This is a genomic window from Methylobacterium nodulans ORS 2060 (assembly GCF_000022085.1).
GTDB lineage: Bacteria > Pseudomonadota > Alphaproteobacteria > Rhizobiales > Beijerinckiaceae > Methylobacterium > Methylobacterium nodulans.
In genome coordinates this window covers 7,373,957-7,398,640 of sequence record NC_011894.1, presented here as the reverse complement: position 1 = coordinate 7,398,640, position 24,684 = coordinate 7,373,957, and the positions used below count along the sequence as shown (strand labels likewise).

Sequence of the window (24,684 nt, the reverse complement as noted above, 5' to 3'; positions counted from 1 at the left end):
CAACCTCCCGCCAATGCTCCAGAAACGGATCCACAGCAGGGGCGCGAGACGAGGCGCGCGGATGCGTTCGCCTGATCGGGCGTCCGAGAGGCCGACGATCTCACGCGGGAGCTTGGGCGGCAAGCGGCCCGGCTTGAGGGCCGCGGCGCAGCTGGCAGCCGTGATCGCGCGCCGCGGCGGGCCCCGGCCCCTCAGGTCAGCCGGCCGAGCCGCGCGCGGCGATCGCCTCGGCTACGGCCAGATCCTCGGGCGTGTTGAGGTTCAGGAACGGGTCGACGGGCTCGGCCGGCCACTCTGCCTGCGCGGCGCCGTGATCGGCGATCCATTGCCCGACCCGGCGCAATCCCTGCTCGACCAGCGCCGCGCGCAGATCCTCGCGCAGGGCCACGGGCCAGAGCCCGTCCACGAAATGGGAGCGTCCGCCCGACACCGCCGTCGCGAGCGGCGTCCCGGCCGCCGCGCGGGAGGCGTGGAGCCGCGCGACGAAATCGGCGGGCAGGAAGGGCGTGTCGCCCGCGACGCTCGCCACGAAATCCACCTCCGGGTGATGGGCGGCGGCGTGATCGAGGGCGGCGAGCACGCCCGCGAGCGGCCCCGGGGCGCCCGGGATCGGATCGGGCACGACCGGTCCGGCGAAGGCGCCCGCGAACCGCGCCGGATCGCCGTTGGCGTTGAGGATCAGGCCCGCGGCGCATTGCGGCGCGAAGCGGGCGGCCACCCGCGCGAGCAGGGTTTGCCCGCCGAGCCGCAGCAGGGGCTTGTCGCCGCCGCCCATCCGGCGGGCAAGGCCACCCGCCAGGATTACCCCGAGGGTCGGCGGCACCGCGCTCACTCGATGACGATCCGCGGCGGCGTGCGGCCAGCGGGCGCACCGCTCAGCTCCGCCCACAGCTTGGCGGCCATATCGCGGTAGATCGCGGCCTGCGGCCCGTCTGGATCGACCGCCACGACGGGACGCCCGGCATCCGAGGATTCGCGGATCGCCATGGTCAGCGGCACCTCGCCGAGGAAGGGCACGCCGAGGCGCTCTGCCTCGTGGCGGGCGCCGCCATGCCCGAAGATGGGCGAGGCGGTGCCGCAATTCGGGCAGATGAAGGTCGCCATGTTCTCGACGATGCCGAGGATCGGCACCTCGACGCGCCTGAACATCGTCACGCCGCGCCGCGCATCGATGAGCGCGAGATCCTGCGGGGTCGAGACGATCACCGCGCCGGCGAGGGGCGTCGCCTGGGCGAGCGTGAGCTGCGCGTCGCCGGTCCCGGGCGGCATGTCGACGACGAGGATGTCGAGCTCGCCCCAGGCCACCTCGCGCAGGAGCTGGGTCAGGGCCGACTGCACCATCGGGCCGCGCCAGATCATCGCCGTGTCCGCCTGGATCAGGAAGCCGATCGACATGACCGGCATGCCGTAGCCGTTGAGCGGCACGATGCGCTGCCCCTGCGGGGTGCTCACCGTCTCGGGCTTCTGGTCGAGGCCGAACAGCTTCGGCACCGAGGGACCGTAGATGTCCGCATCGAGGAGGCCGACCTTCAGCCCCTGCGCCTTGAGGGCGAGGGCGAGGTTGCAGGCGGTGGTCGACTTGCCGACGCCGCCCTTGCCCGAGGCGACCGCGATGACGTGGCGGATGCCGGGGAGGGCGGGCCCGGGCCGCGGACCGCCCCCCGGACCGGCCGGGCGCGGAGCCGCCTGCGCGCGCGCCTGGGGCCGCTCGGCCGTGAGGCTTGCAAGCACGCTCTTGACCCCGCCGACCTTCAGGACGGCGATCTCGGCCGCCTGCCGCACCGCCTCGAAGGCCTTGGCCTCGCTCGGGTCGATGGCGATCGAGAACATCACCCGGTTGCCGGGGTCGATCACGATCTCGGACAGGCGCCCCGAGGTCGGCAACGGGGTGCCCTTCGCGTCCACCGTCACGCCCGACAGCGCCCTCAGCACGTCCTCACGGGTGATCGCCACGTCTCGACACTCCTGGCGGGCGGGAAGCGCCCGGATCCTCCCGTCCATGTAACCCCGCGCGACGGAAACTCCAGAGCGGGATGCGTCCCTCTCCTCACGGCAACCGGCGCCCTGCCGGCGCGCATCCTCCGGGTGCGCGAGAGACACGAAGGATTTGCCGCCCGCGTCTCGGGTTGCGAGCGCGGCCGGAAGGCCGCCGGGAACGGCCGAATGCGGGACCCGCGCGCTTCGTGTGCTGCACCGCACCGCGGCTGCCAAGCCGGCGCCGTATCCCCTGCCCATCCACGGCATCATCCACAGATCAGGGAGGCAGCGATGCGCGAGCGGATCGAGGATCTCAGCTTCATCATGACGATTGCCGGCGTGGCGCTGGCGGGAAGCCTGCTCACCAGCCTGTTCGCCTGATGGCGCGGCGCGGACCCGGGCGGATCGTCGCGGGCCGCGGGCTCGGCGGCGCGGCGCGGACGAATCCGGCACTCGCGCGGCAGGCATGGCCGGTCTCAGGCGGGACGGTTCGGGGCCGGGATTCCGTAGAGAAGATGGCGGAAGGCGCTGCGGACATGCGCCTCCACCGGCTCCTCCCAGAGCGCGGCCGCCCGCTCGGCTCCGACGATCTCGCCGAGCTGCTGGGCCGCGAAGACCGCACCCGCCGCGCCGGTCATCCGCTCCTCGACCCGATCGAGCAGCCGCTCGATCTCCTCGCCTCGCAGCAGCGCCGTCCGCTGGAGCGTGCGGATCAGCTCCGTGGCGAGCGCCTCGAGAGCCCGCAGCCGGTCTTCGACTTCTTCCGTCCCCATGGCGCGCCTCGGTTCGAGAAACCGCTGCCTGCACGAGAGCACGGCACCCTGAAACGGCGCGCAAATGCAATCGCTCGAAATCGATCGAAGACGCTCTGGACACGAGCACCGTTTAGGTCGAAGTGGCAACAATCGTTGCGTGCAGGAGTGGCGATGCCGCGATCGGTCCTGATGCTGCGGAAGCTGGCCTTCGCCGCAGGATGTCTGTGCATCCCGGTCATCGTCTGGCTCTCCCTGATCCCGAGGGAGTGGGAGGTGAGGACCGGACTTGCCGGGCAGATCGAGCACGTCATTGCCTATGCGGGGACCGGGGCGGTGCTGGCCCTGGGGCTGCCGCGGCCGGCCGGATGGCGTCTCATTGCAAGTCTGACGGCCCTCGCCGTGGCGCTCGAGGTGGGACAGATCTGGGTGCCGGGACGGACCTCGCAGGTCATCGACGCGCTCGCCAGCATCAGCGGGGCGGGCCTCGGGGTTCTGGCCGGGTCCGCCCTGCGGCGCCTTCTCCTGCGCAGGATGGCGTGAGGGTCATCCGACATCCGGTTGATGGCTGCGCCAAGCGGATTTCGGCTTCGCTCAAGCCGGCGCGGAGCTCTGCTCCGGTTTCCTGACGGCGCGTCCGCAGACCGGATCACGCGGTCTCCACGCCTTCCCGGATTCTCCGCCCTTTTCGGCTCCCTCTTTCCGGGCCCGTTCGGGCCTGCACGACTGCAGCGTCAGCGGAAGGAGATCCGGGACCCAGCACGGTGAGTTGCCGCGAAGCGGCTCCGTTTGCCTCCACCGTGGCTGACAAGCGGGCGCTGCGCGACTTCCTGTGCTGGGGTCCCAGGTCGCATTCCGCTGACGCTGCATGCGCCCGGGACAGGGAGAGCGGGCGAGGGGAAGCCGGGCGAGCCGACGGTCTCTGAACGGACCGTCCGGAAACCGGATCAGACGGAGCGGATCGCCCCGCCGTCGACCCGGATCATGCTGCCGGTGACATAGGAGGCCCGCTCCGAGGCGAGGAAGCAGGCGACATCCGCGAATTCCTGCACCCGGCCGTAGCGCCTGGCCGGAATCGCCGCGCGGGCGGCCTCGGCGATCTCGGCCGGGGTCTTGCCCTGCGCCTTGGCGTTGGCGGCGTCGAGCTCGCCCGTGCGGTCGGTTTCGATGCGGCCCGGCAGGATCATGTTGACGGTCACGCCCTCGGCCGCCACCTCGCTCGCCAGCGTCTTCGCCCAGCCGGCGAGTGAGGCGCGCAGCGCATTCGACATCACGAGGTTCGGGATCGGCTGCTCGACGCCGCTCGACGCCACGATCAGGATGCGCCCGAAGCCCGCCTGCCGCATCCCCGGCAGCACGAGGCCGGCGAGCCGGATCACCGGCACCACCATGGCGTCGAACTGGGGCGCCCAGGCCTCGGGGGCGACCTTCGTCGCCTGCCCGGCCGGCGGGCCGCCCGTATTGGCGACCAGGATGTCGACGCCGCCAAGATGCTCCTGTGCGGCGGCATGGATCGCCGCGACGCTCTCCCGCAGGTCGCCCGCGACCGCGAAGGCGCGGCCCTGGCCGCGCGCGTTGATGGCGGCGACCACCTCGTTCAGGCGCTCAGCGCTGCGCGCCGCGAGGAGCACGTTCGCGCCCTCCGCCGCGAGCCCTTCGGCGATGCCGCGCCCGAGGCCGCGGCTGGAGGAGAGGACGATGGCACGCTTGCCTGTCAGGCCGAGATCCATGGGTTGGCTCCGTTCTGTCATTTCGTCTCGGAGAGCGCCTTGAGCCAGCGCTCCGCCTGGGCCCGCACGTTGGCGGGTGCGGTGCCGCCATAACTGGTGCGGCTCGCCACCGAGTTCTCGACGCCGAGGACGTCGTAGACCGCCGCCGTGATGCGGGGCTCCTCGGCCTGCATCTCGGCCAGCGAGAGGGCTTCGAGCCCGACGCCGCGCGCCGCCGCCACGCCGACGAGGCGGCCGGTGACGTGGTGGGCGTCGCGGAAGGGCAGGCCGAGTTCGCGCACCAGCCAATCGGCGAGGTCGGTCGCGGTGGCATAGCCCGAACCCGCGGCGGCCTTCAGCATCTCCGGGACGGGTTCGAGGTCGCGCACCATCCCGGCCATGGCGGCCAAGCACAGCGAGAGGGTCTGGAGCGCATCGAAGGTGCCCTCCTTGTCCTCCTGCATGTCCTTCGAATAGGCGAGCGGCAGCCCCTTCATGACGATGAGGAGGCCGGACAGGGCGCCGATCACCCGGCCGGCCTTCGCCCGCACCAGCTCGGCGGCGTCGGGATTGCGCTTCTGCGGCATGATCGAGGAGCCGGTGGTGAAGCGGTCGGAGAGCTTCACGAAGCCGAACTGGGCCGAGGTCCAGATCACGATCTCCTCGGCGAAGCGCGACAGGTGCACGGCCGCGATCGCGGCGGCCGAGAGGGCCTCAAGGGCGAAGTCGCGGTCGGCCACGGAATCGAGGGAGTTCGCGGTCGGCCGGTCGAAGCCGAGCGCCGCTGCGGTGGCGTGCCGATCGATGGGGAAGGAGGTGCCGGCCAAAGCCGCGGCCCCGAGCGGGCACTCGTTGAGGCGCGCCCGCGCATCGCGAAAACGGCCGCGGTCGCGCGCCAGCATCTCCACATAGGCGAGGAGGTGGTGGCCGAAGGTGACGGGCTGGGCCGATTGCAGGTGGGTGAAGCCCGGCATCACGGTGCCGGCATGTTTCAGCGCCGTCTCGGCGAGCGCCCGCTGCAGGTCGGCCGCCTGGGCGTCGAGTTCGTCGAGGGTGTCGCGCACCCACAGGCGCATGTCGGTGGCGACCTGGTCGTTGCGCGAGCGCGCGGTGTGCAGGCGCCCGGCCGCCGGGCCGACGATCTCCCGCAGCCGGCTCTCCACGTTCATGTGGATGTCTTCGAGCGAACGCGCGAACGTGAAGGCGCCGGACTCGATTTCCGCCTGCACCGTCTTGAGGCCGGCTTGAATCGCCGCCACATCGGCCTGCGGCAGGATCCCCGTCTTCCCCAGCATCGCCACATGGGCCAGAGAGCCCCGGATATCCTGGGGAGCGAGGCGCTTGTCGAAGCCGATGGAGGCGTTGATCTCCTCCATGATCTCGGCGGGGCCGCTCGCGAAGCGCCCGCCCCACATCCGGTTGCTCATGTCCGCACCTCGTCTCGCCGTCACGCCGCTGCGCCTCGCCTTGGGAGGCGGGGCGCTCGCCGCGGCGCTGGCCCTCGGGGCCGCCCTATACGCCGCGCGCAGCGGGGGCAACAGCGACGTCTGCGCGGCTGCCGCCGCGACCGCCGCCCGGGTGGCGCCGCTCGCCCGCGGGGAGGTGGCCGCCCTCCAGGTCGATCCGGCCCCGAGGCCCGCGCCGGCCCTGGCCTTCACCGGGCCCGACGGTGAGCCCCGCAGCCTCGAGGACCTTAAAGGAAGGACCGTGCTCCTGAACCTGTGGGCGACCTGGTGCGCGCCCTGCAAGGCCGAGATGCCGGCCCTCGACCGCCTCCAGGGCGCCCTCGGCGGCCCCGACTTCGAGGTCGTGGCGCTCAACGTCGACACCCGCAACCCCGACCGGCCGCCGGCCTGGATGCGGGAGAACGGGATCGCGCGGCTCGCCTATTATTCCGATCCGGCCGGCCGGGCGCTGCCGGTGCTGCAGAAGAGCGGCGAGGTGGTCGGCCTGCCGACGACGATCCTCATCGACAGGGCCGGCTGCGAGGTCGGCGTGATGAAGGGCCCGGCCGAGTGGGCGAGCGAGGACGCGCTCGCGCTGGTGCGGGCGGCGCTGGGGCGGCTCCAGCCGGGCTAGAGGCCCTTGCATCCGCCCGCGGCGTTGAACGAGCTCTGGATTCCTGGCAGGGGGCCCCATGACCACCACGCCCCCCGTCCGCCGTTTCCCGCGCCCGCTCTCGGCCCTGCGCACTCTCCTCTCCAGCAGCGCCGGCGGCGGCATCGTGCTGATGGCGAGCGCCGTTCTCGCCCTCGTGGTCGCGAACGGTCCGCTCGGCGAGGCCTATGCGCATGTGCTCCACGCCGAGATCGGCCCCTTAAGCCTGCTGCACTGGATCAACGACGGGCTGATGGCGGTCTTCTTCCTGCTCGTCGGGCTGGAGATCAAGCGCGAGTTCCTGGACGGCGGCCTGCGCACATGGCCCGACCGGGCGCTGCCCGGCATCGCGGCGCTCGGCGGCATGGTCGCCCCGGCGCTCGTCTATGTCGCCTTCAACCTGTCCACGCCCGAGACCCTGCGGGGCTGGGCGATACCCGCCGCGACCGACATCGCCTTCGCGCTCGGCGTGCTCGCGCTGCTCGGCTCCCGGGCGCCGGTCTCGCTCAAGATCTTCCTCACCGCCCTCGCCATCCTGGACGACCTCGGGGCGGTGCTGATCATCGCGGTGTTCTACACGGCGGACCTGTCCTGGCCGATGCTCGGGCTCGCCGCCGGGATCCTGGCGATGCTGGTCACGCTCAACCGCGTCGGCCTGCGGCGGCTCGGGCCCTACCTGATCCTCGGCGCGGCCCTGTGGCTCGTGGTGCTGCGCTCGGGGCTCCACGCGACGGTCGCGGGCGTGCTGCTCGCGCTCACCATCCCGTGCCGCCCGAGCCCGGGCCGGCCGGACGACGCGGGCTCGCCCCTGCACTGTCTCGAACACGCGCTCCAGCCCTTCGTCGCCTATGCCATCGTGCCGATCTTCGGCTTCGCCAATGCGGGCGTATCCGTGAAGGGGCTCGGGCTCGACACGCTTCTCGCCCCCGTGACCCTCGGGGTCGCGGCGGGCCTGTTCGTCGGCAAGCAGATCGGCGTGTTCGGCGGGATCTGGCTCGCGGTGAAGACCGGGCTCGCCAAGAAGCCGGCGGGCGCCACCTGGCGGCACGTCTATGGCGTGGCGCTGCTCTGCGGCATCGGCTTCACCATGAGCCTGTTCATCGGCGCGCTCGCCTTCGCGGCCCGTCCCGAATTCGAGGCCGAGACCAAGCTCGGCGTGCTTGCGGGCTCGCTGCTCTCCTCGCTCGCAGGCGCGTTGGTGCTGTCCTCGGCCGCCCGGAGGGCGCCCGCCCACGAGTAGTCCCGTTCCTGCCGCCCGCTCCCTCTGTCCCGGGCGCATGCAGCGCCAGCGGAAGAGATCCGGGATCCACACAGAAAGCCGCGAAGCGCCCGTGTTCGGCGACGGGGCTGAACAGCAACCGAGGTGCGTGGACGCCGCCCCGCTCCTCATGCTGAGGCGCCCGCGAAGCGGGCCTCGAAGCACCCCGGACCGGTGCTCCCGGCCACCCGATCTGGGAGGAGCAGGATCTTGGACGAGCGTTCAGGCGTGCTTCGAGGCTGAGCGATCTTCGATCGCCCAGCACCTCAGCATGAGGGCCGGGGTTGGCTGCCACAGCCGGGAGCGCTCGGTCAGCCGGTGTCATCCGTCAGGCTCGGCCCGGCCGGTGGGATGATGTACTGAGCCGCTTCGCGGCGAGTCCTCGCGCTGGATCCCCGGTCGCATTCCGCTGGCGCTGCATGCACCCGGGAAAGGGGAGAGCGGGCGAGGGGAGGCCGGGCGCCCTCAATTCACCTCGACCTGGACCACGCCCGGCACCGCCCGCAACGCGCCCGCGATCTGCGGCGTCGCCTGGTAGCGGTCCTTGAGGCGGATCTCGACCTCGCGCTCGCCGCCGTCGAGGATGAGGATCAGCGAGACCTCGCCCTCGCCGCGCATGGTCAGGCGCTGCTGCACGCTCGCGATCGGGCGCTCGTCGCGCAGGTAGATCCGCATCCCCTTCTGGTGGCGGGCGACCGCCTGGTCGAGGGGCTCGCAGGTCTGGATGCGGGCGCGCACGTCCTCGCCCTCGGCGCTCGCCTGGAGCTGCAGGGCCAGGGGCCGGCCGGGCTCCAGGAGTTCGCGGTACTGCTGCAGCCCCTCCGAGAACACGATCGCCTCGAAGTGACCGGTCTGGTCGGAGAGGTTGACGATGCCGATCTTGTTGCCGGTCTTGGTGCGCCGCTCCGAGCGGTCGAGGACGGTGGCGGCGACCCGCCCGACGCTGTTGCCGGCCCGGACCGAGCGGCAGAACTCGACCCAGGTCTGCACGCGCAGCTTCTTGAGCAGGTCGCCATACTCGTCGAGCGGGTGGCCCGACAGGAAGAAGCCGACCGCCTCGTATTCCTTCTTCAGCCGGTCGGCGGCCGGCCACGGCTCGTAGGCCGGGATCCGCAGGGCGACGTCGGAGGCGGCGACGCCCCCGAACATGTCGCTCATGCCCACCGCCTCGGCCTCGAGCGCCCCTTGGGCGAGGCGCAGCATCGGCTCGATGGCCGCGAAGGCCCGGGCTCGGTCGGGCTCGATCTCGTCGAGGGCGCCGGCCCCCACGAGGCTCTCCAGCGTGCGCTTGTTGACGAGCCGCGGATTGAGGCGCCGGGCGAAATCCCCGAGGTCGCGGAACGGGCGGTCCCCCCGCGCCTGGACGATTGCCTCGACGGCCGCCCGGCCCACGCCCTTGATGGCCGCGAGCGCGTACCGGATGGTGCCGTCATGCACCTCGAAGGTGACGCCCGAGCGGTTCACCGAGGGCGGTTCGACCTTGATGTCGAGGCGCTGCGCGTCCTGCCGCAGCTCCGCCAGCTTGTCGGTGTCGTCGAGATCCTGGGACATCGAGGCCGCCAGGAACTCCACCGGATAATTCGCCTTCAGGTAGGCGGTCTGGTAGGTGATGAGCGCATAGGCCGCCGCGTGCGACTTGTTGAAGCCGTAATCGGCGAACTTGGCGAGCAGGTCGAAGATCTCGTCGGCTTTGGCCCTGTCGAGGCCGCGCTCCATCGCACCCTTCAGGAAGCGGTCGCGCTGGGCGTCCATCTCGGCCTTGATCTTCTTGCCCATGGCGCGGCGCAGGAGGTCGGCGTCGCCGAGCGAATAGCCGGCGAGCACCTTGGCCACCTCCATCACTTGCTCCTGGTAGACGATGATGCCGAAGGTCTCGGCCAGGATCGGCTCCAGCTTGGGATGCGGGTACCAGACCGCCTCGTTGCCGGCGTCGCGCCCGAGCTTGCGCTCGCAATAGACCGGGATGTTGGCCATCGGGCCCGGGCGGTAGAGGGCGACGAGGGCGATGAGGTCCTCGAACCGGTCGGCGCACATCTCGACGAGCGCCTTGCGCATGCCCGCCGATTCCACCTGGAACACCCCGACCACCTCGCCCTTGCGCAGGCGCTCGTAGGTGTGCTCGTCGTCGATCGGCAGGGTGGCGAGGTCGATCTCGATCCCGCGCCGCTTCAGGAGGTCGGTGGCGCCGCGCAGCACCGTCAGGGTCTTGAGGCCCAGGAAGTCGAACTTCACGAGGCCGGCCTGCTCCACCCATTTCATGTTGAACTGGGTGACGCGCATGCCCGTCTTCGGGTCTCGGTAGAGCGGGACCAGCTCCTCGAGCGGCCGGTCGCCGATCACCACGCCGGCCGCATGGGTCGAGGCGTGCCGGTGCAGGCCCTCCAGCTTCTTGGCGATCTCCATCAGCCGCGCGACGACGGGCTCCTCCTCCATCGCGCTCTGCAGCCGCGGCTCGCCCTCGATCGCCTGCGCGAGGGTGACGGGGTTCGCGGGGTTCTGCGGCACTAGCTTGGTGAGCTTGTCGACCTGCCCGTAGGGCATCTCCAGCACGCGGCCGACGTCGCGCAGCACGCCGCGGGCGAGCAGCGTGCCGAAGGTGATGATCTGCGCCACCTGTCGCTCGCCGTAGCGGCTCTGCACGTACTCGATGACGCGCTCGCGCCCGACCACGCAGAAGTCGATGTCGAAATCCGGCATCGACACGCGCTCGGGATTGAGGAAGCGCTCGAACAGCAGGCCGAAGCGCAGCGGATCGAGGTCCGTGATGAGGAGCGACCAGGCGACCAGGGAGCCGGCGCCCGAGCCGCGGCCCGGGCCGACCGGAATGTCGTTGGCCTTGGCCCACTTGATGAAGTCCGAGACGATCAGGAAGTAGCCCGGGAACTTCATCTTGGTGATGATGCCGATCTCGTAGGCGAGACGGTCCCGGTAATCCTGCTCGGTCAGGCCCTCGGCGGGGCCCGCCTGGGCGAGGCGGCGCGTGAGCCCCGCCTCGGCCTGGCGCTTGAGCTCGCCCGCCTCGTCGAGGAACTCCGCAGCCTGCGCGGGCGCATGCCCCGCCGGGAGGCCGAAGCTCGGCAGGATCGGCTTGCGGGTGCGCACCCGATAGGCGCAGCGCATGGCGATCTCGACACTCGCCGCGAGGGCGTCCGGCAGGTCGCGGAACAGCTCGACCATCGCCGCGCGGGTCTTGAAGTCGTGGCGCGGGGTCAGGCGGCGGCGCTTCTCGTCCGAGACGATCCGACCCTCCGCGATGGCGAGGAGCGCGTCGTGCGCCTCGTAATCCTCCGGCTTGGCGAAGAACGGCTCGTTCGTGGCGACGAGGGGCAGCCCGTGCCGGTCGGCCAGCGCGATCAGCTCCGCCTCGACCGTGCGCTCGTCGGGCAGGCCGTGGCGCTGGATCTCCACGTAGAGATGGTCCTCGCCGAAGGCCTCCAGGAGGCGCGCGAGGCGGGAAGCCGCATGCTCCGGCCGGGCCGCCCGCAGGCACGAATCGAGCGGACCATCGAAGCCGCCGGTGAGCGCGATCAGGCCCGGCGCGCAATCCGTCAGCGCCTCGATGGGGACGCGGGGCGCCTCGCCGAGCGGCCCGTCGAAATAGGCGAGGCTCGCGAGCCTGAGGAGGTGCCCATAGCCGGTCTCGTCCTTGGCGAGCAGCACGAGATTCGGCAGCGGGGACGGCCCGCCGCGCTGACCGGGCTCGGGCGCCTCGAACAGCACCGAGAGCTGGATGCCGGCGATCGGCTGGATGCCGGCGCTCGCCGCCTTCTCGGAGAATTCGAGGGCGCCGAACAGGTTGTTGGTGTCCGTGAGCGCGAGCGCGGGCTGCCGGTCGGCGGAGGCTGCCTTGACGAGGTCGCCGATCTTCAGCGCCCCCTCCAGCAGCGAGTAGGAGGAGTGGGTGTGGAGGTGAACGAACCCGACGTCCTTGAGCACCCGCACTCGCCGCACTCCGCCTGTCCCGACCCGGCCGGTGAGCTTTGCAGGGAGCGCCTGGCGGAGTCACGTGCGGCCAGGCCACAGGCTGTGGACGAATCTCGGGCCTGGGGCGCCGCCTCAATGCAGGGACGCCAGCGCCACGGCCCAGAAGGCCACCGCGCCGGCGAGCAGCCCCATCGAGGCGATTTCCGTGACACCGAGGAGGATCTTGCGTAGGATCATCGAAGCGGCCCTCGTTCGCTGTAGGGACCATGTTTGTTCGTCGTCCGTTCGCAGTCAAAGGGGGCTGCGCGGCGATCTGGTCCTGCGGTAAACAAGCGGTGAACAGGCCGGCGATCGATCGCGCACGATCGTCGCTGCCGGGGCTGCGTTGCGGCGCACCAAGCACCGGCCTATCTAAGCGCGACCGTTTCGGCGGGGCGGGACGGGCGCGCGCCTCCCTCCGCTGGGCTCAGAACAACCGACGACGAGGTGGCGCATGGCGCGCGACGAGTCCGACGCGACCCCGCTCACCACGCGGGACGAACTGATCGAGTGGTTCGCGGCCGGCGAGAAGCCGAAGGACGCCTTCGTCATCGGCACCGAGCATGAGAAGGTGCCGTTCTACCGTGCCTCCCTCGCGCCGGTGCCCTACGAGGGCGAGCGCGGCATCGGCGCGCTGCTCGACGGGGTGCGGAAGGCGACCGGCTGGGAGCCGATCGTCGATGCGGGGCGGGTGATCGGGCTCGCCGCCGCGCAGGGAGGCGGGGCGATCTCACTCGAGCCCGGCGGCCAGTTCGAGCTGTCCGGCGCGCCGCTGCCCGACGTGCACGCGACGACGATCGAGCTCGCCCGCCATCTCGATGCGGCGCGCGCGGCCGCCGATCCTCTCGGCATCGGCTTTCTCACCCTCGGCATGAGCCCGAAATGGACGCGGGGTGAGACGCCCGTGATGCCCAAGAGCCGCTATCGCATCATGAAGGGCTACATGCCCAAGGTCGGCACCCTCGGCCTCGACATGATGCTGCGCACCGCCACCGTGCAGGTGAATCTCGACTTCGCCTCCGAGGCCGATATGGTGCGCAAGATGCGCGTCGGGCTCGCCCTGCAGCCCGTCGCCACGGCTTTGTTCGCCAACTCGCCCTTCACGGACGGGCGGCCGAACGGCTTCCTGTCGTTCCGCTCCGAGATCTGGCGCCACACCGACCCCGACCGCACCGGGATGCTGCCGCGGGCCTTCGAGCCGGGCTTCGGCTACGAGGCCTATGCGGACTGGCTCCTCGACGTGCCGATGTACTTCGTCAAGCGCGGGGAGACCTACCACGATGTCAGCGGCGCCTCGTTCCGCGACCTGATGGAGGGGCGGCTCGCGGCCCTGCCGGGCGAGCGCGCCACCCGCTCCGATTGGGCGAATCACGCCTCAACGGCCTTCCCGGAGGTGCGCCTCAAGCGCTTCATCGAGATGCGCGGCGCCGATGTGGGCGACCCCGGCATGATCGCCGCCCAGGCGGCCTTCTGGGTCGGGCTCCTCTACGACGACGCGGCCCTCGACGCGGCCCTCGACCTCGTCGACGGCTGGGACGCCGCCGCCCGCGAGGCGCTGCGGGCGGAGGTGCCGCGCCGGGCGCTCGAGGCCGAGATCGCCGGGCGGCGCCTGCGCGACGTCGCTCGCGATGCGCTCGCCATCGCGGAGGCGGGACTGCGCGCGAGGGGGCGCCGGGACGCGCAGGGGCGCGACGAGACGCTCCATCTCGCGCCCCTCCACGCCATCGCGGCCGGCCGGACCCGGGCGGAGGATCTGCTCGCCCTCTACGAGGGCCCGTGGAACGGTTCGGTCGATCCGGCGTTTGGCGCCTGCACCTTCTGAGGCGGGGATGGCGCAGCGGCCGGACCGAATCCTCCACCATCGTATCATCGGCACCTTTGGCTGTGCGCTTCCGCACAGTTCCCGCACAACCTCTCTGCTCTGCTGGGCAGGATGACGCAGCCGCCGACACGGCGCGTCGGTCCAGAGGTTGTCGTGACCCGAGGGAAGAGGGACCGGACAGGGAACGAGACCTGTCCCTGACCGTTCTAGTGCCCGACAGGGTCGCGAGGAGCCGACAGGCCCGAGCCCCCACAGCAGGAGAATGATCCATGTCCCGGATGAAGTCCCTCGCCCTGGCCGGCACAGCCGCCATGGCGCTCGGCGCCGGTCTCATCGGCTCGGCGCAGGCGGCTCCGCTCCCGGCCGCGACCTCGGCCGCAATCGCCGGCGCGCCCGCCACCGTCGATCAGGTGCGCTATCGCGGCGCCTATTACGGCGGTTATCGCGGCTACGGTTACCGCGGCTATGGCTACCGTCACTACGGTTACCGCCGGAACGTCGGCGGCGCCCTGGCGGCCGGCGCGGCTTTGGGCCTGATCGGCGGCGCCATCGCGGCGAGCGCAGCCCCGAGCTACGGCTATTACGGCTACCCGGCCTATGGCTATTACGGCTATCCGGCCTATGGCTACCCGGCCTATGGCTATCCGGCTTACGGCTATTACGGCTACTGATCCCGGCCCCCGGCTGCACGGCGGCCCGGCGCAGCCCGCGCCGGGCCGTTTCGCATGGATGTCTCCCCGCGTGAGCGACCCTGACGACCTCGACCTGCGCGGGCTCAAATGCCCGCTCCCGGTGCTGCGCACCCGCAAGGCCCTGCGCGGCCTGAGCCCCGGCGCCCGTCTCGTCGTCCGCTGCACGGACCCGCTCGCCGCCATCGACATCCCGCACCTGCTGCACGAGACCGGCGACCGGCTCGACGCCGCGACCGTCGCGGACGGCATCCTCACCTTCGAGATCCGGCGGGGCGAGCGCCCCGATGCGGCCGGCCCTTGACGGCTTGGAGTTCTGTCAGGCGCTTTGAGAAGCGCCTGACAGAACTCCAGGCTTTTGATTTGCCGGATGTCCGGACGGAGAACCGGTGGCCACTTCTCCTGGACATCCTTGAGCCGGCTGCCGCGAGGTGGGCCGGGCCACCGTTCCAACCGCGAGACTGCCCATGACCCGCCCCGATGCCCCACGCCGGAGCCCGCTCGCGACCCGGCCCCGGATCGTCGGCACGCGCACGCTCTACGAGGGCTGGGGCCGCTATCTCCTCGCCGAAGTGCGGCTTGCGGATGGCGGCACGATCACCCGGGAGGTCGAGGACCACGGCCGCGCGGTCGCGGTGCTGCCCTATGATCCCGAGCGCCGCACCGCCCTGCTGGTGCGCCAGTTCCGGGCACCGCCCTGCCTCGTCGACGGCGCCGAGAATCTCCTCGAAGCCCCGGCCGGATGCCTCGACGAGTCGGACCCGGCGGCCTGCGCCCGCCGGGAGGCCTTCGAGGAGGTGGGCGTGCGGCTCTCGACCCTCGAACCGGTCGCCCAGGCCTTCGCGATGCCGGGCATCTCGACCGAACTGATGGATCTCTACCTCGCCCCTTACGGGAGCGCCGACCGCGACGGGGAGGGTGGGGGGCTCGCCACCGAGCACGAGAACATCGTGGTGGTGGAGATGCCGCTCGCCGAACTCGCGGCGATGGCGGAGCAGGGCGGCCTGCGCGACCTGAAGACGCTCGTCCTCGTCCAGACCCTGCGCCTGCGCCGCCCGGACCTGTTCGCCGGCCCGGCCTGAATCGAAACCGGCTCTGCGGGCGAGAGGGAGCATGCCACGCCAAGGCGCTCGCTCCGTCTCGATCGAAACGGACGTGCGTGGAAAGCGCGCCGCTCCTCATGCTGAGGTGCTGGCGATCGCAGATCGCGCAGGCTGCCTCGAAGCACGCCTGAACGCTGGTCCGAGATTCTGGTGAATGGGAGACCGGTCCGGGGTGCTTCGAGGGCCGGCTCGCGCCGGCCACCTCAGCATGAGGGCCGTTGAGGGTGCCACGGCAGGGAGCGCTCAGTCGGCCGGTTTCATCAGTCAGGGGCGGCCCGGCCGGGGTGAACTGATGCCGCAGCCCGATGCCGACGCATCGCCGGCTCCAGGACAGCCCACCCCACGAAAAAGGCCGGCGTCGCCGCCGGCCTGCGAGGGGATGCCGCGCGGTCCGGCGCGTCAGCGCTGCACGACCACCCGGGTGCCGACCTTGGTGCGGCTGTAGAGGTCGATGACGTCGTCATTCGTCATGCGGATGCAGCCGGAGGACACGGCGGTGCCGATCGTCTCGGGCTCGTTCGAGCCGTGGATGCGGTAGAGCGTGCCGCCGAGATACATGGCGCGGGCGCCGAGCGGATTCTCCGGGCCGCCCTTCATGTAGCGCGGCAGGTCGGGCCGGCGGCGGAGCATCTGGGACGGCGGGCGCCAATCCGGCCATTCGCGCTTCATGGTGATGCTCTGCATGCCGCCCCAGGTGAAGCCCGGCCGGCCGACGCCGATACCGTAGCGCAGGGCCTGGCCGCCGCCGAGCACGTAGTAGAGCCGGCGCTCCGAGGTCGAGACCACGATCGTGCCGGGGCCGTAGGGGCCGTTATAGGCCACGGTCTCGCGCAGGATCGGGCTGAGCTTGGGCACCGTGGCATCCATCGCCTCGGGCGTGGCGGCCGAAGCCGAGGGGCGCACCGTGACGGTGAGCGCCTCGTTGAGCGGCTGGCGGGTGAGCGGGTCGATCTCGTAGGCGGCGGCGGGGACCGCCCAGGCGGCGACGGCGCAGGCGAGCGCAGCCAGAGCGGGGACGAAGCGGCGCATGGAAGCCTCGTGAGGAACTCTCGGCATGAGGGAGGAGCGATGCGTGAACTGCCGCGCATCGTACGGCGGGACCGATGGGCAAGCCGTAAACGCACCCCGGCTAAAGCCAAGCTTAAAACGGCCACGCTTGTGCGGTTGCGAAACCGACGTGCTTCGCAGGACACAGTGTTGCGCTCGCGTCGCATAGACCGAGGCGCGCGGGGTTAAAGTCGCTCTCGCCTGAGGAATGCGGGAGAGCCCGGGCCCGCCGCGCGGACGCGCGCCGGCGGAGGCTACGCTTCGGCCGGCCCCGGGGCGAGGCGGCGCACTGCCGCCTCGATGCGCTCGGCCGCCCGGCCGATGCCTTCGGCGATGCGCCCCTCCGCCGCCTCCCGCTCGGCGGCGGCCGCCGCCGCGGCCTCGCGCAGGGACGCGGTCTCGCGCTCCAGCGCCTCGACCCGACGGCGCATCTCGGCGAGCTCGTCCGAGACGGTGAGCGCTGCCATCACGTGAAGGCGCATGTCGCCGATCTCGCCGAAGGCCTTGCGCATCTCGCCGATGCGGGCGTCGAAGCCGCGCGCCAGCTCTTCGAGATGGCCCTCCTCGCCTTCGCCGCAGGCCATGCGGTAGGTCTTCCCGGCAATGCTCACCGTCACCTGAGGCATCGACGCGTCCCGTTCTCCTCTTTGGCGCTATCCGTCCGCGCGGCTGCGGCCGAGCACCCCTTCGACGGCGCCGATGGCGCGCCCGAGCCGGTGCTCGACGTCGTCGGTCACCGCCACGGCCTCCGCGAGCTGCGCGAGCGCGCCGTCGAGCTCGGCCGCGAGGCGAGCGCGATCCTCCTGCATGAGGGCGAGTTCGGCTTCGAGATCCCCGCGGCTGCGCTCCGCGTCGAGCCGTCGGGTCACGCCGGCATCGAGCAGGGCGACCGCGGCTTCGAGCCGGCGCAGCGCATCCTCCATCGCTGCACTCATGGTTCACCCCTCGACGCCAGGACACCGCGAAGACACCGCAAAAGCCTAAAGCGCGGCTTCGCCTCCCGCAATCGCCCCGCATGGTCCGGCCGGCCGGGCGCCGTGGATTTGACAGGCTAGACCGTCATGTTAGGAAGCCCGCGCTCGCGCCAGGCCATGTCGGCCGGCGGACAGCCGCAGAACCGGGTACCCGTGAGCTTTCCCGCCTCCCTCGTCCGCGCCGCCCGCAAGGGATCGTCCGGCGCGCGCGGGATGGCCGTCCGGGCCGCGGCACCTCATATCACCCTGCATTCCGATCCTGGCGGACGGGCGCCCGGCTGCGGGGCCGCGCGCGCGGGCCGCAACCTGAAACGGGGAGACGGAATCCCCGTTCCACCTCGGGAGTCATCGACATGACGGTCAAGGTCGCCATCAACGGCTTCGGACGCATCGGGCGCAACGTGCTGCGGGCCATCAAGGAGGCCGGGCGCACGGATATCGAAGTCGTCGCCCTCAACGACCTCGGCCCGGTCGAGACCAACGCCCACCTGCTGCGCTACGATTCCGTGCACGGCCGCTTCCCCGGCGAGGTGAAGGTCGAGGGCGATTCCATCGTGGTCGACGGCCAGCGCATCCGCGTCACCGCGATCAAGAGCCCGGCCGAGCTGCCCCACCGCGAGCTCGGCGTCGACATCGCGCTCGAATGCACCGGCATCTTCACGGCGCGCGACAAGGCCAAGGCGCATCTCGATGCCGGCGCCAAGCGCGTCATCGTCTCGGCCCCCTCCGACGGCGCCGACCTGACCGTCGTCTACGGCGTCAACCATCACAAGCTGAGCGCCGACCACCTCGTCATCTCGAACGCCTCGTGCACGACGAACTGCCTCGCGCCGGTCGCCAAGGTGCTCAACGACGCGGTCGGGATCGAGCGCGGCTTCATGACCACGATCCACTCCTACACCAACGACCAGCCGTCCCTCGATCAGATGCACAAGGATCTCTACCGGGCCCGCGCCGCTTCCCTGTCGATGATCCCGACCTCGACCGGCGCCGCCAAGGCGGTGGGCCTGGTGCTGCCGGAGCTCAACGGCAAGCTCGACGGCACCGCCATCCGGGTGCCGACCCCGAACGTCTCGGTCGTCGACTTCAAGTTCGTGGCCAAGCGCACCACCACGGTCGCCGAGATCAACGACGCCATCAAGGCGGCCGCCAACGGCCCGCTCAAGGGTGTGCTCGGCTACACCGAATCCCCGAACGTCTCGATCGACTTCAACCACGACCCGCATTCCTCGACCTTCCACATCGACCAGACCAAGGTGATGGACGGGACCTTCGTGCGGGTGCTGTCCTGGTACGACAACGAGTGGGGCTTCTCGAACCGCATGGCCGACACGGCCGTGGCGCTGGCCAAGCTGATCTGAGGACGGATCCGGGACGCTGGAGACCTGCAGAGCCGGCCCCCTCTCCCGCACGGGAGAGGGGGTCCCTGTGCTTTCCGTAAAGCTACCTTCCCATGCGCATTGACGCCCCGCCATGGGGCGATGCCGAGGAGCTGCCATGATCGACGCGACGGACGTCACCTCCACCTCCGGGACCGCCACCGCGAGCACCGCCCCGGTGCCGGCCGGCCCCCCATCGGTCCCGGCGACCACGGAAGCTTCCAGGACCGAGCCCGCCCGGCGCGCCGAGGCGGCCCCGGCGCTGCCGCCCCAGGTGAGCGATCAGCTCGCCCGCATCGAGGACAAGGCCTCGCGCATCGAGGACAAGTATGCCCGCTCGGAGGCGCTGCTCGCCCGGGTCGAGGACCGGGTCGAGGAGGCGGGCAACCGGATGAACGAGGCGGCCCGGCAATCCGACCTCGCGGCCCTGCGCAGCGAGGTGCGGGCGATCGCCGAGCGCACCCGGCGCCTGCCGGGCTTCGGCATGCTGCTGCTCACCGCGATCATCACCGCCGTGCTCACGGTGGCGCTCGTCCTCGCGGCGCAGCGCCTGAACCTGCAGACCCTGATTCCGCCGCGGTGATCCTCCCGCCCCGCCCGCCACAGGAGGCCAGAGGCCGATGACCCGTTTCCGTACCCTCGACGATGCCGGCGACCTCAAGGGCAAGCGCGTGCTCGTGCGTGTCGACCTCAACGTGCCGATGGAGAACGGCCGCGTCACCGACGCGACCCGCATCACCCGCGTGCTGCCGACGATCCGGGAGATCGCCGAGGCGGGCGGACGCGTGGTGCTGCTCGCGCATTTCGGCCGCCCCAAGGGCAAGCCCGACCCCAAGGAGTCGCTCCGGCCCATCGCCGAGGCGGTGGCGAAGGATCTCGGGCGCCCGGTCGCCTTCGCGGAGGACTGCATCGGGCCGAAGGCCGCCGAGGCCGTGGCGGCGCTCGGCGACGGCGGCGTGGCGATGCTGGAGAACACCCGCTTCCATGCGGGCGAGGAGAAGAACGACCCCGCCTTCGTGCAGGCCCTGGCGGCGAACGGCGACGTCTACGTGAACGAGGCCTTCTCGGCCTCGCACCGGGCGCATGCCTCGACCGAGGGCCTCGCCCATGTGCTGCCGGCCTATGCGGGGCGCCTGATGCAGGCGGAGATCGAGGCGCTCACCAAGGGCCTCGAAGCCCCGGCCCGGCCGGTGGTGGCGATCGTCGGCGGCTCGAAGGTCTCGACCAAGATCGACCTGCTCGTGAACCTCGTGGGCAAGGTCGACGCGCTGGTGATCGGCGGCGGCATGGCCAACACCTTCCTGCACGCGACCGGCCTCGGCGTCGGCAGGTCGCTCTGCGAGAGGGACCTGGCGGGAACCGCCCTGCGCATCATCGAGGCGGCGCGCGAGAAGAACTGCGCCATCATCCTGCCGGTCGACGCAGTGGTGGCCGAGGAGTTCAAGGCGAACGCGCCCCACCACACCTACGGCATCGACGCGATCCCCGAATCCGGGATGATCCTCGACGTCGGCGCGCAGTCGGTGGAGCGGGTGGCCGCCGCCCTCAACGATGCCAAGACGCTCGTCTGGAACGGGCCGCTCGGCGCCTTCGAGTTCCCGCCCTTCGACCAGGGCACCGTGGCGGCGGCCCGCCACGCGGCGGAGCGCACGAAGGCAGGCAAGCTCGTCTCGGTGGCGGGCGGCGGCGACACGGTCGCGGCGCTCAACCATGCGGGCGTGGCGGAAGCCTTCACCTACGTCTCGACGGCGGGCGGCGCCTTCCTCGAATGGCTCGAAGGCAAGCCGCTGCCGGGCGTCGACGCGCTGCGCGTCTGAAGCGTTGGTCCCGCGAAAGGCCCCGCTTCTCGCCGAGGCCGGGAGGCCGCTCGGAACCCCGATCGCGCGCCCATGTGATCGGGGCCCATGTGATCGGGGGGTGATCGGGGGTGAAGGTGGCGTTCAGGATGCCGCCGGTAGGACGGCGGCACGCCGATCGCCTATAATCGCGAAAATCGGTTCTGTCGGAGGGTTACGATGGCGCGCATCACGCTGAGGCAGCTTCTGGACCACGCGGCCGAGCACGGCTACGGGGTCCCCGCCTTCAACATCAACAACATGGAGCAGGGTCTCGCCATCATGACGGCGGCCGATGCCTGCGACGCGCCCGTCATCCTGCAGGCGAGCCGCGGCGCCCGCGCCTATGCCAACGACGTGATTCTGGCCAAGCTCATCGACGGGCTGGTGGAGATCTATCCCCACATCCCGGTCTGCATGCATCTCGACCACGGGAACAACGAGGCGACCTGCGCCACCGCGATCCAGTACGGCTTCACCTCGGTGATGATGGACGGGTCGCTCAAGGCGGACGGCAAGACCCCGGCCGACTATGCCTACAATGTCGAGATCACCCGCAAGGTGGCCGAGATGGCGCATTGGGCGGGCGTCTCGGTCGAGGGCGAACTCGGCGTGCTCGGCTCGCTGGAGAGCGGGAAGGGCGAGGCCGAGGACGGCCACGGCGCCGAGGGCGCCCTGTCGCACGACCAGCTCCTCACCGATCCCGACGAGGCGGTGAAGTTCGTGCAGGCCACCAAGGTCGACGCCCTCGCGGTGGCGATGGGCACCAGCCACGGCGCCTACAAGTTCACCCGCAAGCCGGACGGCGCCGTGCTCGCCATGCACGTGATCGAGGAGATCAACCGCCGCCTGCCGAACACCCACCTCGTGATGCACGGGTCGTCCTCCGTGCCGCAGGAGCTGCAGGACATCATCAACCAGTATGGCGGCGAGATGAAGCCGACCTGGGGCGTTCCGGTCGAGGAGATCCAGCGCGGCATCAAGCACGGCGTGCGCAAGATCAACATCGACACCGACAACCGCATGGCGATGACGGGCCAGATCCGCAAGGTTCTGACCGAGAACAAGGCGGAGTTCGATCCGCGCAAGTATCTCAAGCCCGCCATGGAGGCGATGACGAAGCTGTGCAAGCAGCGCTTCGAGGAGTTCGGCACGGCCGGCCATGCCGGCAAGATCCGGCCGATCTCGCTCTCGGAGATGGCCAAGCGCTACGCCTCCGGCAAGCTCGACCCGTCCTTCGGGTCCAAGCAGAAGGCTGCGGCGGAGTAACGCCGCGCGGCCGCGACGCGGGAACCGCGGGAACCCCTCTCCCGTGCGGGAGAGGGGTAGGGGTGAGGGTGGAGACGGTGCAGCAAGAAGACTGAACCGTGCCGCTGCTAGCGCGGCGCTCAGTGCCCTGTTCTGAAGCGTAGCACCCTCACCCCTGCCCCTCTCCCACTCGGGAGAGGGGTTCCCCGCGTGGACTCGTCTCGGAAAAGATCGACCGGAAACCATCTGAATATCGCCCCGCCCACACCCCGCATGACCGACCCGCAGACCCGTCTCGTCCTCATCACCGGCCCCGAGGCCGGACCCGACCTTGCCGAGCGGCTCGCCGCTGCCTGCCGGGCGGGGGACGTGGCGGCAGTGATCCTGCGGCTCGCCCCCGCCGACGAGCGCTCGCTCGTCAAGCGCGTCAAGGATCTCGCGCCCTCCGCCCAGGAGGCGGGGGCCGCCGTGCTCGTCGCCTGCGATGCGCCGGGTGTCGACCCCGTCGCCATTGCGGCGCGCGGCGGCGCCGACGGCGTCCATGCCCTGGCCGACGAGGAGCCCGGCGACGCCCTGCGCGACCTGCGCGAGCGCCTGCGCGACGGGCGCATCCTCGGGGCCGGCACCCTGCGCTCGCGCCACGCCGCCATGGAGGCGGGGGAGGCGGGCGCCGACTACGTCCTGTTCGGCGATGCGGAGCCGGCGAGCCGGGAGAGCGTGCGCGCCCAGGCGGCGTGGTGGGCGGAGATCTTCGAGACGCCCTGCGTGGCCGTTGCCCGCAGCCTCGACGCGGTCGCGGAGCTCGCGGCCACGGGCGCGGAGTTCGTCGCCCTCGACCCGGCCCTGTGGGACGGGCCGGACGCCGCCGCCACGGTGGCGGCCGCCCAGGAGCGGCTCGCGGGAGCCCGCCCGTGAGACGGGTCCTCCCGACCGGCCTCGCCCTGCTGATCGCCGGGGGCGCGCTCGCCGCGCCGACGCTCTCCACGACCCGGATGCTGCCCGGGCCGACGACGCTGCCGCCGGCCGACAGCGCCGATCCGAAGGCGGATGTCGCCTATGGCGCCTATCAGCGCGGCTACTACATCGCCGCCTTCCGGGAGGCGACGAAGCGGCTGGAGAAGGACAGGACCGACGCGGCCGCCATGACGCTGCTCGGCGAACTCTACAGCCAGGGCCTCGGCCTGCGCCAGGATCCCGCCAAGGCGGCGGAATGGTACCGGCTCGCGGCCAATCTCGGCGACCGGTCGGCGATGGGCCTCCTCGGCATGATGGCGATCGAGGGCCGCGGCATCGCGAAGGACCCGGCCGCGGGCCGGGCCTGGCTGGAGAAGGCCGCCGCGAAGGGCGAGCCCACTGCCTGCTACAACGTCGCCCTGATCCTGCTCGGCACGGGCGTGCCGGAGGATCTGAACCGCGCCGCCGCGCTCCTGCGCCAAGCCGCCGACCAGGAGGTTCCAGCGGCCCAGCACGCCCTCGGCATCCTCTACCTGAAGGGCCGCGGCGTGGAGAAGGATCCGGCTCAGGCCGCCCAGTTGTTTCGGCGCGCAGCGGATAACGGCGACGTTGCGGGCGAGGTCGAGTTCTCGATCCTGCTCTTCAACGGGGAAGGCGTGCCCAAGGATGAGGCGCGCGCCGCCCGCTACTTCCGGCACGCGGCCGGCCGCGGCAACGCGGTGGCGCAGAACCGCATCGCCCGCCTCTACGCGGCCGGGCGCGGCGTGCCGAAGAACCTCGTCGAGGCGGCGGCCTGGAACATGGCGGCGAGCGCGCAGGGGCTCACCGACGCATGGCTGACCCAGGCGCTCGCCGGGCTTAACCCCGAGGAGCGCGCGCGGGCCGAGCGCCTTGCCGCCGACCGGATGACGCCTTAAGGCCGGTTCCAACTTCCAGAGGGCGGACGGACGGCCGCGCGCGCGGCGCGCGGGAGCCGCCGCTTGCCGCCGAACCTGACCGGGACCGCCGCGCGATGATCAACTCCCCCCTCATGACCGTGATGGTCGACGCCGTGCGCAAGGCCGCGCGGGGCCTCAAGCGCGATTTCGGCGAGGTCGAGAACCTCCAGGTCTCGCGCAAGGGCCCGGGCAACTTCGTCTCCATCGCCGACAAGCGCGCCGAGGCGGTGCTGCGCGAGGCGCTGATGAAGGCGCGGCCCGGCTACAGCCTCATCATGGAGGAGGGCGGCAGCATCGAGGGGTCGGACAAGACCCATACCTGGCATGTCGATCCCCTCGACGGCACCACCAACTTCCTGCACGGGATTCCGCATTTCTGCATCTCGGTGGGGCTGGAGCGCGAGGGCGTGATCGTCGCCGGGGTGATCTACGACCCGATCAAGGACGAGTTGTTCATCGCCGAGCGCGGCCAGGGGGCCTTCCTGAACAACCGGCGGCTGCGCGTCTCGGCGCGCCGCGACCTCGCGGATGCGCTCGTCCTCTACGGCTCGCCCTATCTGGGGCGCGGCAACCACCCGCGGCTCCTCAAGGAGCTCGGCACCGTGATGGCGGTGACGGGCGGCGTGCGCCGCCAGGGCTCGGCCGCCCTCGACCTCGCCTACGTGGCCTGCGGGCGGGCCGATCTCTACTGGGAGCGCGACCTGCAGAGCTGGGACATGGCGGCGGGCCTCATCATGGTGCGCGAGGCGGGCGGCTTCGCGACGAGCGCCGATGGCGGGCCGGACGCGCTCGCCGCGCATTCGGTCGCCTGCGGCAACGAGCTCCTGCACCGCGACCTGATCGCCCTCCTCAAGAAGGCGAACCAGTAAGGCCAAGCTCTGGCAAGCGCCGCCCGGATCTGGTCTAACCATCCCGCCACTTGGCATTTCGACAAGGCTG

The 24,684-nt window shown here is 71.3% G+C and carries 23 protein-coding genes; 14 read left to right on the top strand and 9 right to left on the bottom strand.

Annotated elements, in window-relative coordinates:
- Positions 1 to 196: 196 nt before the first annotated feature.
- From mobA to MNOD_RS34540, 3 genes are all read right to left on the bottom strand, one after another.
- Entirely contained in the window at positions 197 to 832 is a 636-nt protein-coding gene (mobA, locus tag MNOD_RS34550) for a molybdenum cofactor guanylyltransferase MobA (RefSeq protein WP_015933603.1), read from the bottom strand.
- The gene (gene apbC / locus MNOD_RS34545) at positions 829 to 1,953 is read right to left on the bottom strand and encodes an iron-sulfur cluster carrier protein ApbC (protein ID WP_015933602.1); all 1,125 of its coding nucleotides are present in this window, start codon (positions 1,951 to 1,953) and stop codon (positions 829 to 831) included. Before apbC ends, mobA begins: the two co-directional genes overlap by 4 nt.
- Positions 1,954 to 2,453: 500 nt before the next feature.
- Entirely contained in the window at positions 2,454 to 2,750 is a 297-nt protein-coding gene (locus MNOD_RS34540) for a hypothetical protein (RefSeq protein ID WP_015933601.1), read from the bottom strand.
- 153 nt (positions 2,751 to 2,903) lie between these two features.
- Here MNOD_RS34540 and MNOD_RS34535 point away from each other — a divergent pair, with 153 nt between their 5' ends.
- Complete coding sequence (locus MNOD_RS34535) at positions 2,904 to 3,272, top strand: VanZ family protein (RefSeq protein WP_015933600.1); 369 nt, start codon at positions 2,904 to 2,906, stop codon at positions 3,270 to 3,272.
- 404 nt (positions 3,273 to 3,676) lie between these two features.
- Here MNOD_RS34535 and MNOD_RS34530 read toward each other — a convergent pair whose 3' ends face one another.
- A complete protein-coding gene (locus tag MNOD_RS34530; protein WP_015933599.1) occupies positions 3,677 to 4,459 on the bottom strand; it encodes an SDR family oxidoreductase in 783 nt (260 codons plus the stop codon).
- A 17-nt stretch (positions 4,460 to 4,476) separates the two neighbouring features.
- Complete coding sequence (gene argH / locus MNOD_RS34525; protein ID WP_015933598.1) at positions 4,477 to 5,865, bottom strand: argininosuccinate lyase; 1,389 nt, start codon at positions 5,863 to 5,865, stop codon at positions 4,477 to 4,479.
- On the opposite strand from argH, the gene tlpA reads away from it, so the two are divergent.
- On the top strand, positions 5,864 to 6,517 hold the full coding sequence (gene tlpA, locus MNOD_RS34520) for a thiol:disulfide interchange protein TlpA (RefSeq protein ID WP_015933597.1): 654 nt from the start codon (positions 5,864 to 5,866) through the stop codon (positions 6,515 to 6,517). The two genes, argH and tlpA, sit on opposite strands and share 2 nt — an antisense overlap.
- Positions 6,518 to 6,575: 58 nt before the next feature.
- Positions 6,576 to 7,775, top strand: a complete 1,200-nt coding sequence (gene nhaA, locus MNOD_RS34515; RefSeq protein WP_015933596.1) for a Na+/H+ antiporter NhaA — start codon at positions 6,576 to 6,578, stop codon at positions 7,773 to 7,775.
- 483 nt (positions 7,776 to 8,258) lie between these two features.
- Here nhaA and dnaE read toward each other — a convergent pair whose 3' ends face one another.
- A complete protein-coding gene (dnaE, locus tag MNOD_RS34510) occupies positions 8,259 to 11,735 on the bottom strand; it encodes a DNA polymerase III subunit alpha (RefSeq protein ID WP_015933595.1) in 3,477 nt (1,158 codons plus the stop codon).
- 475 nt (positions 11,736 to 12,210) lie between these two features.
- Between dnaE and MNOD_RS34505 the strand changes: the two genes are divergently transcribed.
- The 4 genes from MNOD_RS34505 (at position 12,211) to MNOD_RS34490 (ending at position 15,349) form a co-directional block, all read left to right on the top strand.
- Positions 12,211 to 13,578 carry a glutamate--cysteine ligase gene (locus tag MNOD_RS34505; protein WP_015933593.1) on the top strand — a complete coding sequence of 456 codons (1,368 nt, stop codon included), beginning with the start codon at positions 12,211 to 12,213 and terminating at the stop codon, positions 13,576 to 13,578.
- A gap of 269 nt (positions 13,579 to 13,847) precedes the next feature.
- Positions 13,848 to 14,249 carry a hypothetical protein gene (locus tag MNOD_RS34500; RefSeq protein WP_015933592.1) on the top strand — a complete coding sequence of 134 codons (402 nt, stop codon included), beginning with the start codon at positions 13,848 to 13,850 and terminating at the stop codon, positions 14,247 to 14,249.
- Between the two features lie 58 nt (positions 14,250 to 14,307).
- Positions 14,308 to 14,571 (top strand): sulfurtransferase TusA family protein, encoded by a 264-nt coding sequence (locus MNOD_RS34495; RefSeq protein WP_015933591.1) that lies wholly within the window; start codon positions 14,308 to 14,310, stop codon positions 14,569 to 14,571.
- Positions 14,572 to 14,734: 163 nt separating this feature from the next.
- Positions 14,735 to 15,349, top strand: a complete 615-nt coding sequence (locus MNOD_RS34490; RefSeq protein WP_015933590.1) for an NUDIX domain-containing protein — start codon at positions 14,735 to 14,737, stop codon at positions 15,347 to 15,349.
- A 420-nt stretch (positions 15,350 to 15,769) separates the two neighbouring features.
- Here the strand turns inward: MNOD_RS34490 and MNOD_RS34485 are convergent, their stop codons facing one another.
- The 3 genes from MNOD_RS34485 to MNOD_RS34475 all read right to left on the bottom strand — a co-directional run bounded on the left by MNOD_RS34485 (position 15,770) and on the right by MNOD_RS34475 (position 17,352).
- On the bottom strand, positions 15,770 to 16,399 hold the full coding sequence (locus tag MNOD_RS34485) for a L,D-transpeptidase (RefSeq protein ID WP_015933589.1): 630 nt from the start codon (positions 16,397 to 16,399) through the stop codon (positions 15,770 to 15,772).
- A gap of 272 nt (positions 16,400 to 16,671) precedes the next feature.
- Positions 16,672 to 17,043 (bottom strand): cell division protein ZapA, encoded by a 372-nt coding sequence (locus MNOD_RS34480; RefSeq protein WP_015933588.1) that lies wholly within the window; start codon positions 17,041 to 17,043, stop codon positions 16,672 to 16,674.
- 27 nt (positions 17,044 to 17,070) lie between these two features.
- Positions 17,071 to 17,352, bottom strand: coding sequence for a DUF4164 domain-containing protein (locus MNOD_RS34475; protein WP_015933587.1), 282 nt, complete (start codon positions 17,350 to 17,352; stop codon positions 17,071 to 17,073).
- Between the two features lie 392 nt (positions 17,353 to 17,744).
- Here MNOD_RS34475 and gap point away from each other — a divergent pair, with 392 nt between their 5' ends.
- The 7 genes from gap to MNOD_RS34440 all read left to right on the top strand — a co-directional run bounded on the left by gap (position 17,745) and on the right by MNOD_RS34440 (position 24,614).
- Entirely contained in the window at positions 17,745 to 18,752 is a 1,008-nt protein-coding gene (gene gap, locus MNOD_RS34470) for a type I glyceraldehyde-3-phosphate dehydrogenase (protein WP_015933586.1), read from the top strand.
- A gap of 136 nt (positions 18,753 to 18,888) precedes the next feature.
- Complete coding sequence (locus MNOD_RS34465) at positions 18,889 to 19,353, top strand: hypothetical protein (protein WP_015933585.1); 465 nt, start codon at positions 18,889 to 18,891, stop codon at positions 19,351 to 19,353.
- Between the two features lie 37 nt (positions 19,354 to 19,390).
- The gene (locus tag MNOD_RS34460) at positions 19,391 to 20,587 is read left to right on the top strand and encodes a phosphoglycerate kinase (protein ID WP_015933584.1); all 1,197 of its coding nucleotides are present in this window, start codon (positions 19,391 to 19,393) and stop codon (positions 20,585 to 20,587) included.
- Positions 20,588 to 20,785: 198 nt separating this feature from the next.
- Complete coding sequence (gene fba, locus MNOD_RS34455; RefSeq protein WP_015933583.1) at positions 20,786 to 21,874, top strand: class II fructose-bisphosphate aldolase; 1,089 nt, start codon at positions 20,786 to 20,788, stop codon at positions 21,872 to 21,874.
- Positions 21,875 to 22,126: 252 nt separating this feature from the next.
- On the top strand, positions 22,127 to 22,768 hold the full coding sequence (locus tag MNOD_RS34450; RefSeq protein WP_043749936.1) for a thiamine phosphate synthase: 642 nt from the start codon (positions 22,127 to 22,129) through the stop codon (positions 22,766 to 22,768).
- Positions 22,765 to 23,724: a tetratricopeptide repeat protein gene (locus tag MNOD_RS34445; protein WP_015933581.1), complete on the top strand. Its 960-nt coding sequence runs from the start codon at positions 22,765 to 22,767 to the stop codon at positions 23,722 to 23,724. The genes MNOD_RS34450 and MNOD_RS34445 overlap by 4 nt, the downstream gene beginning before the upstream one ends.
- Before the next feature lie 95 nt (positions 23,725 to 23,819).
- Positions 23,820 to 24,614, top strand: a complete 795-nt coding sequence (locus tag MNOD_RS34440) for an inositol monophosphatase family protein (protein ID WP_015933580.1) — start codon at positions 23,820 to 23,822, stop codon at positions 24,612 to 24,614.
- The last annotated feature ends 70 nt before the right edge of the window (positions 24,615 to 24,684 follow it).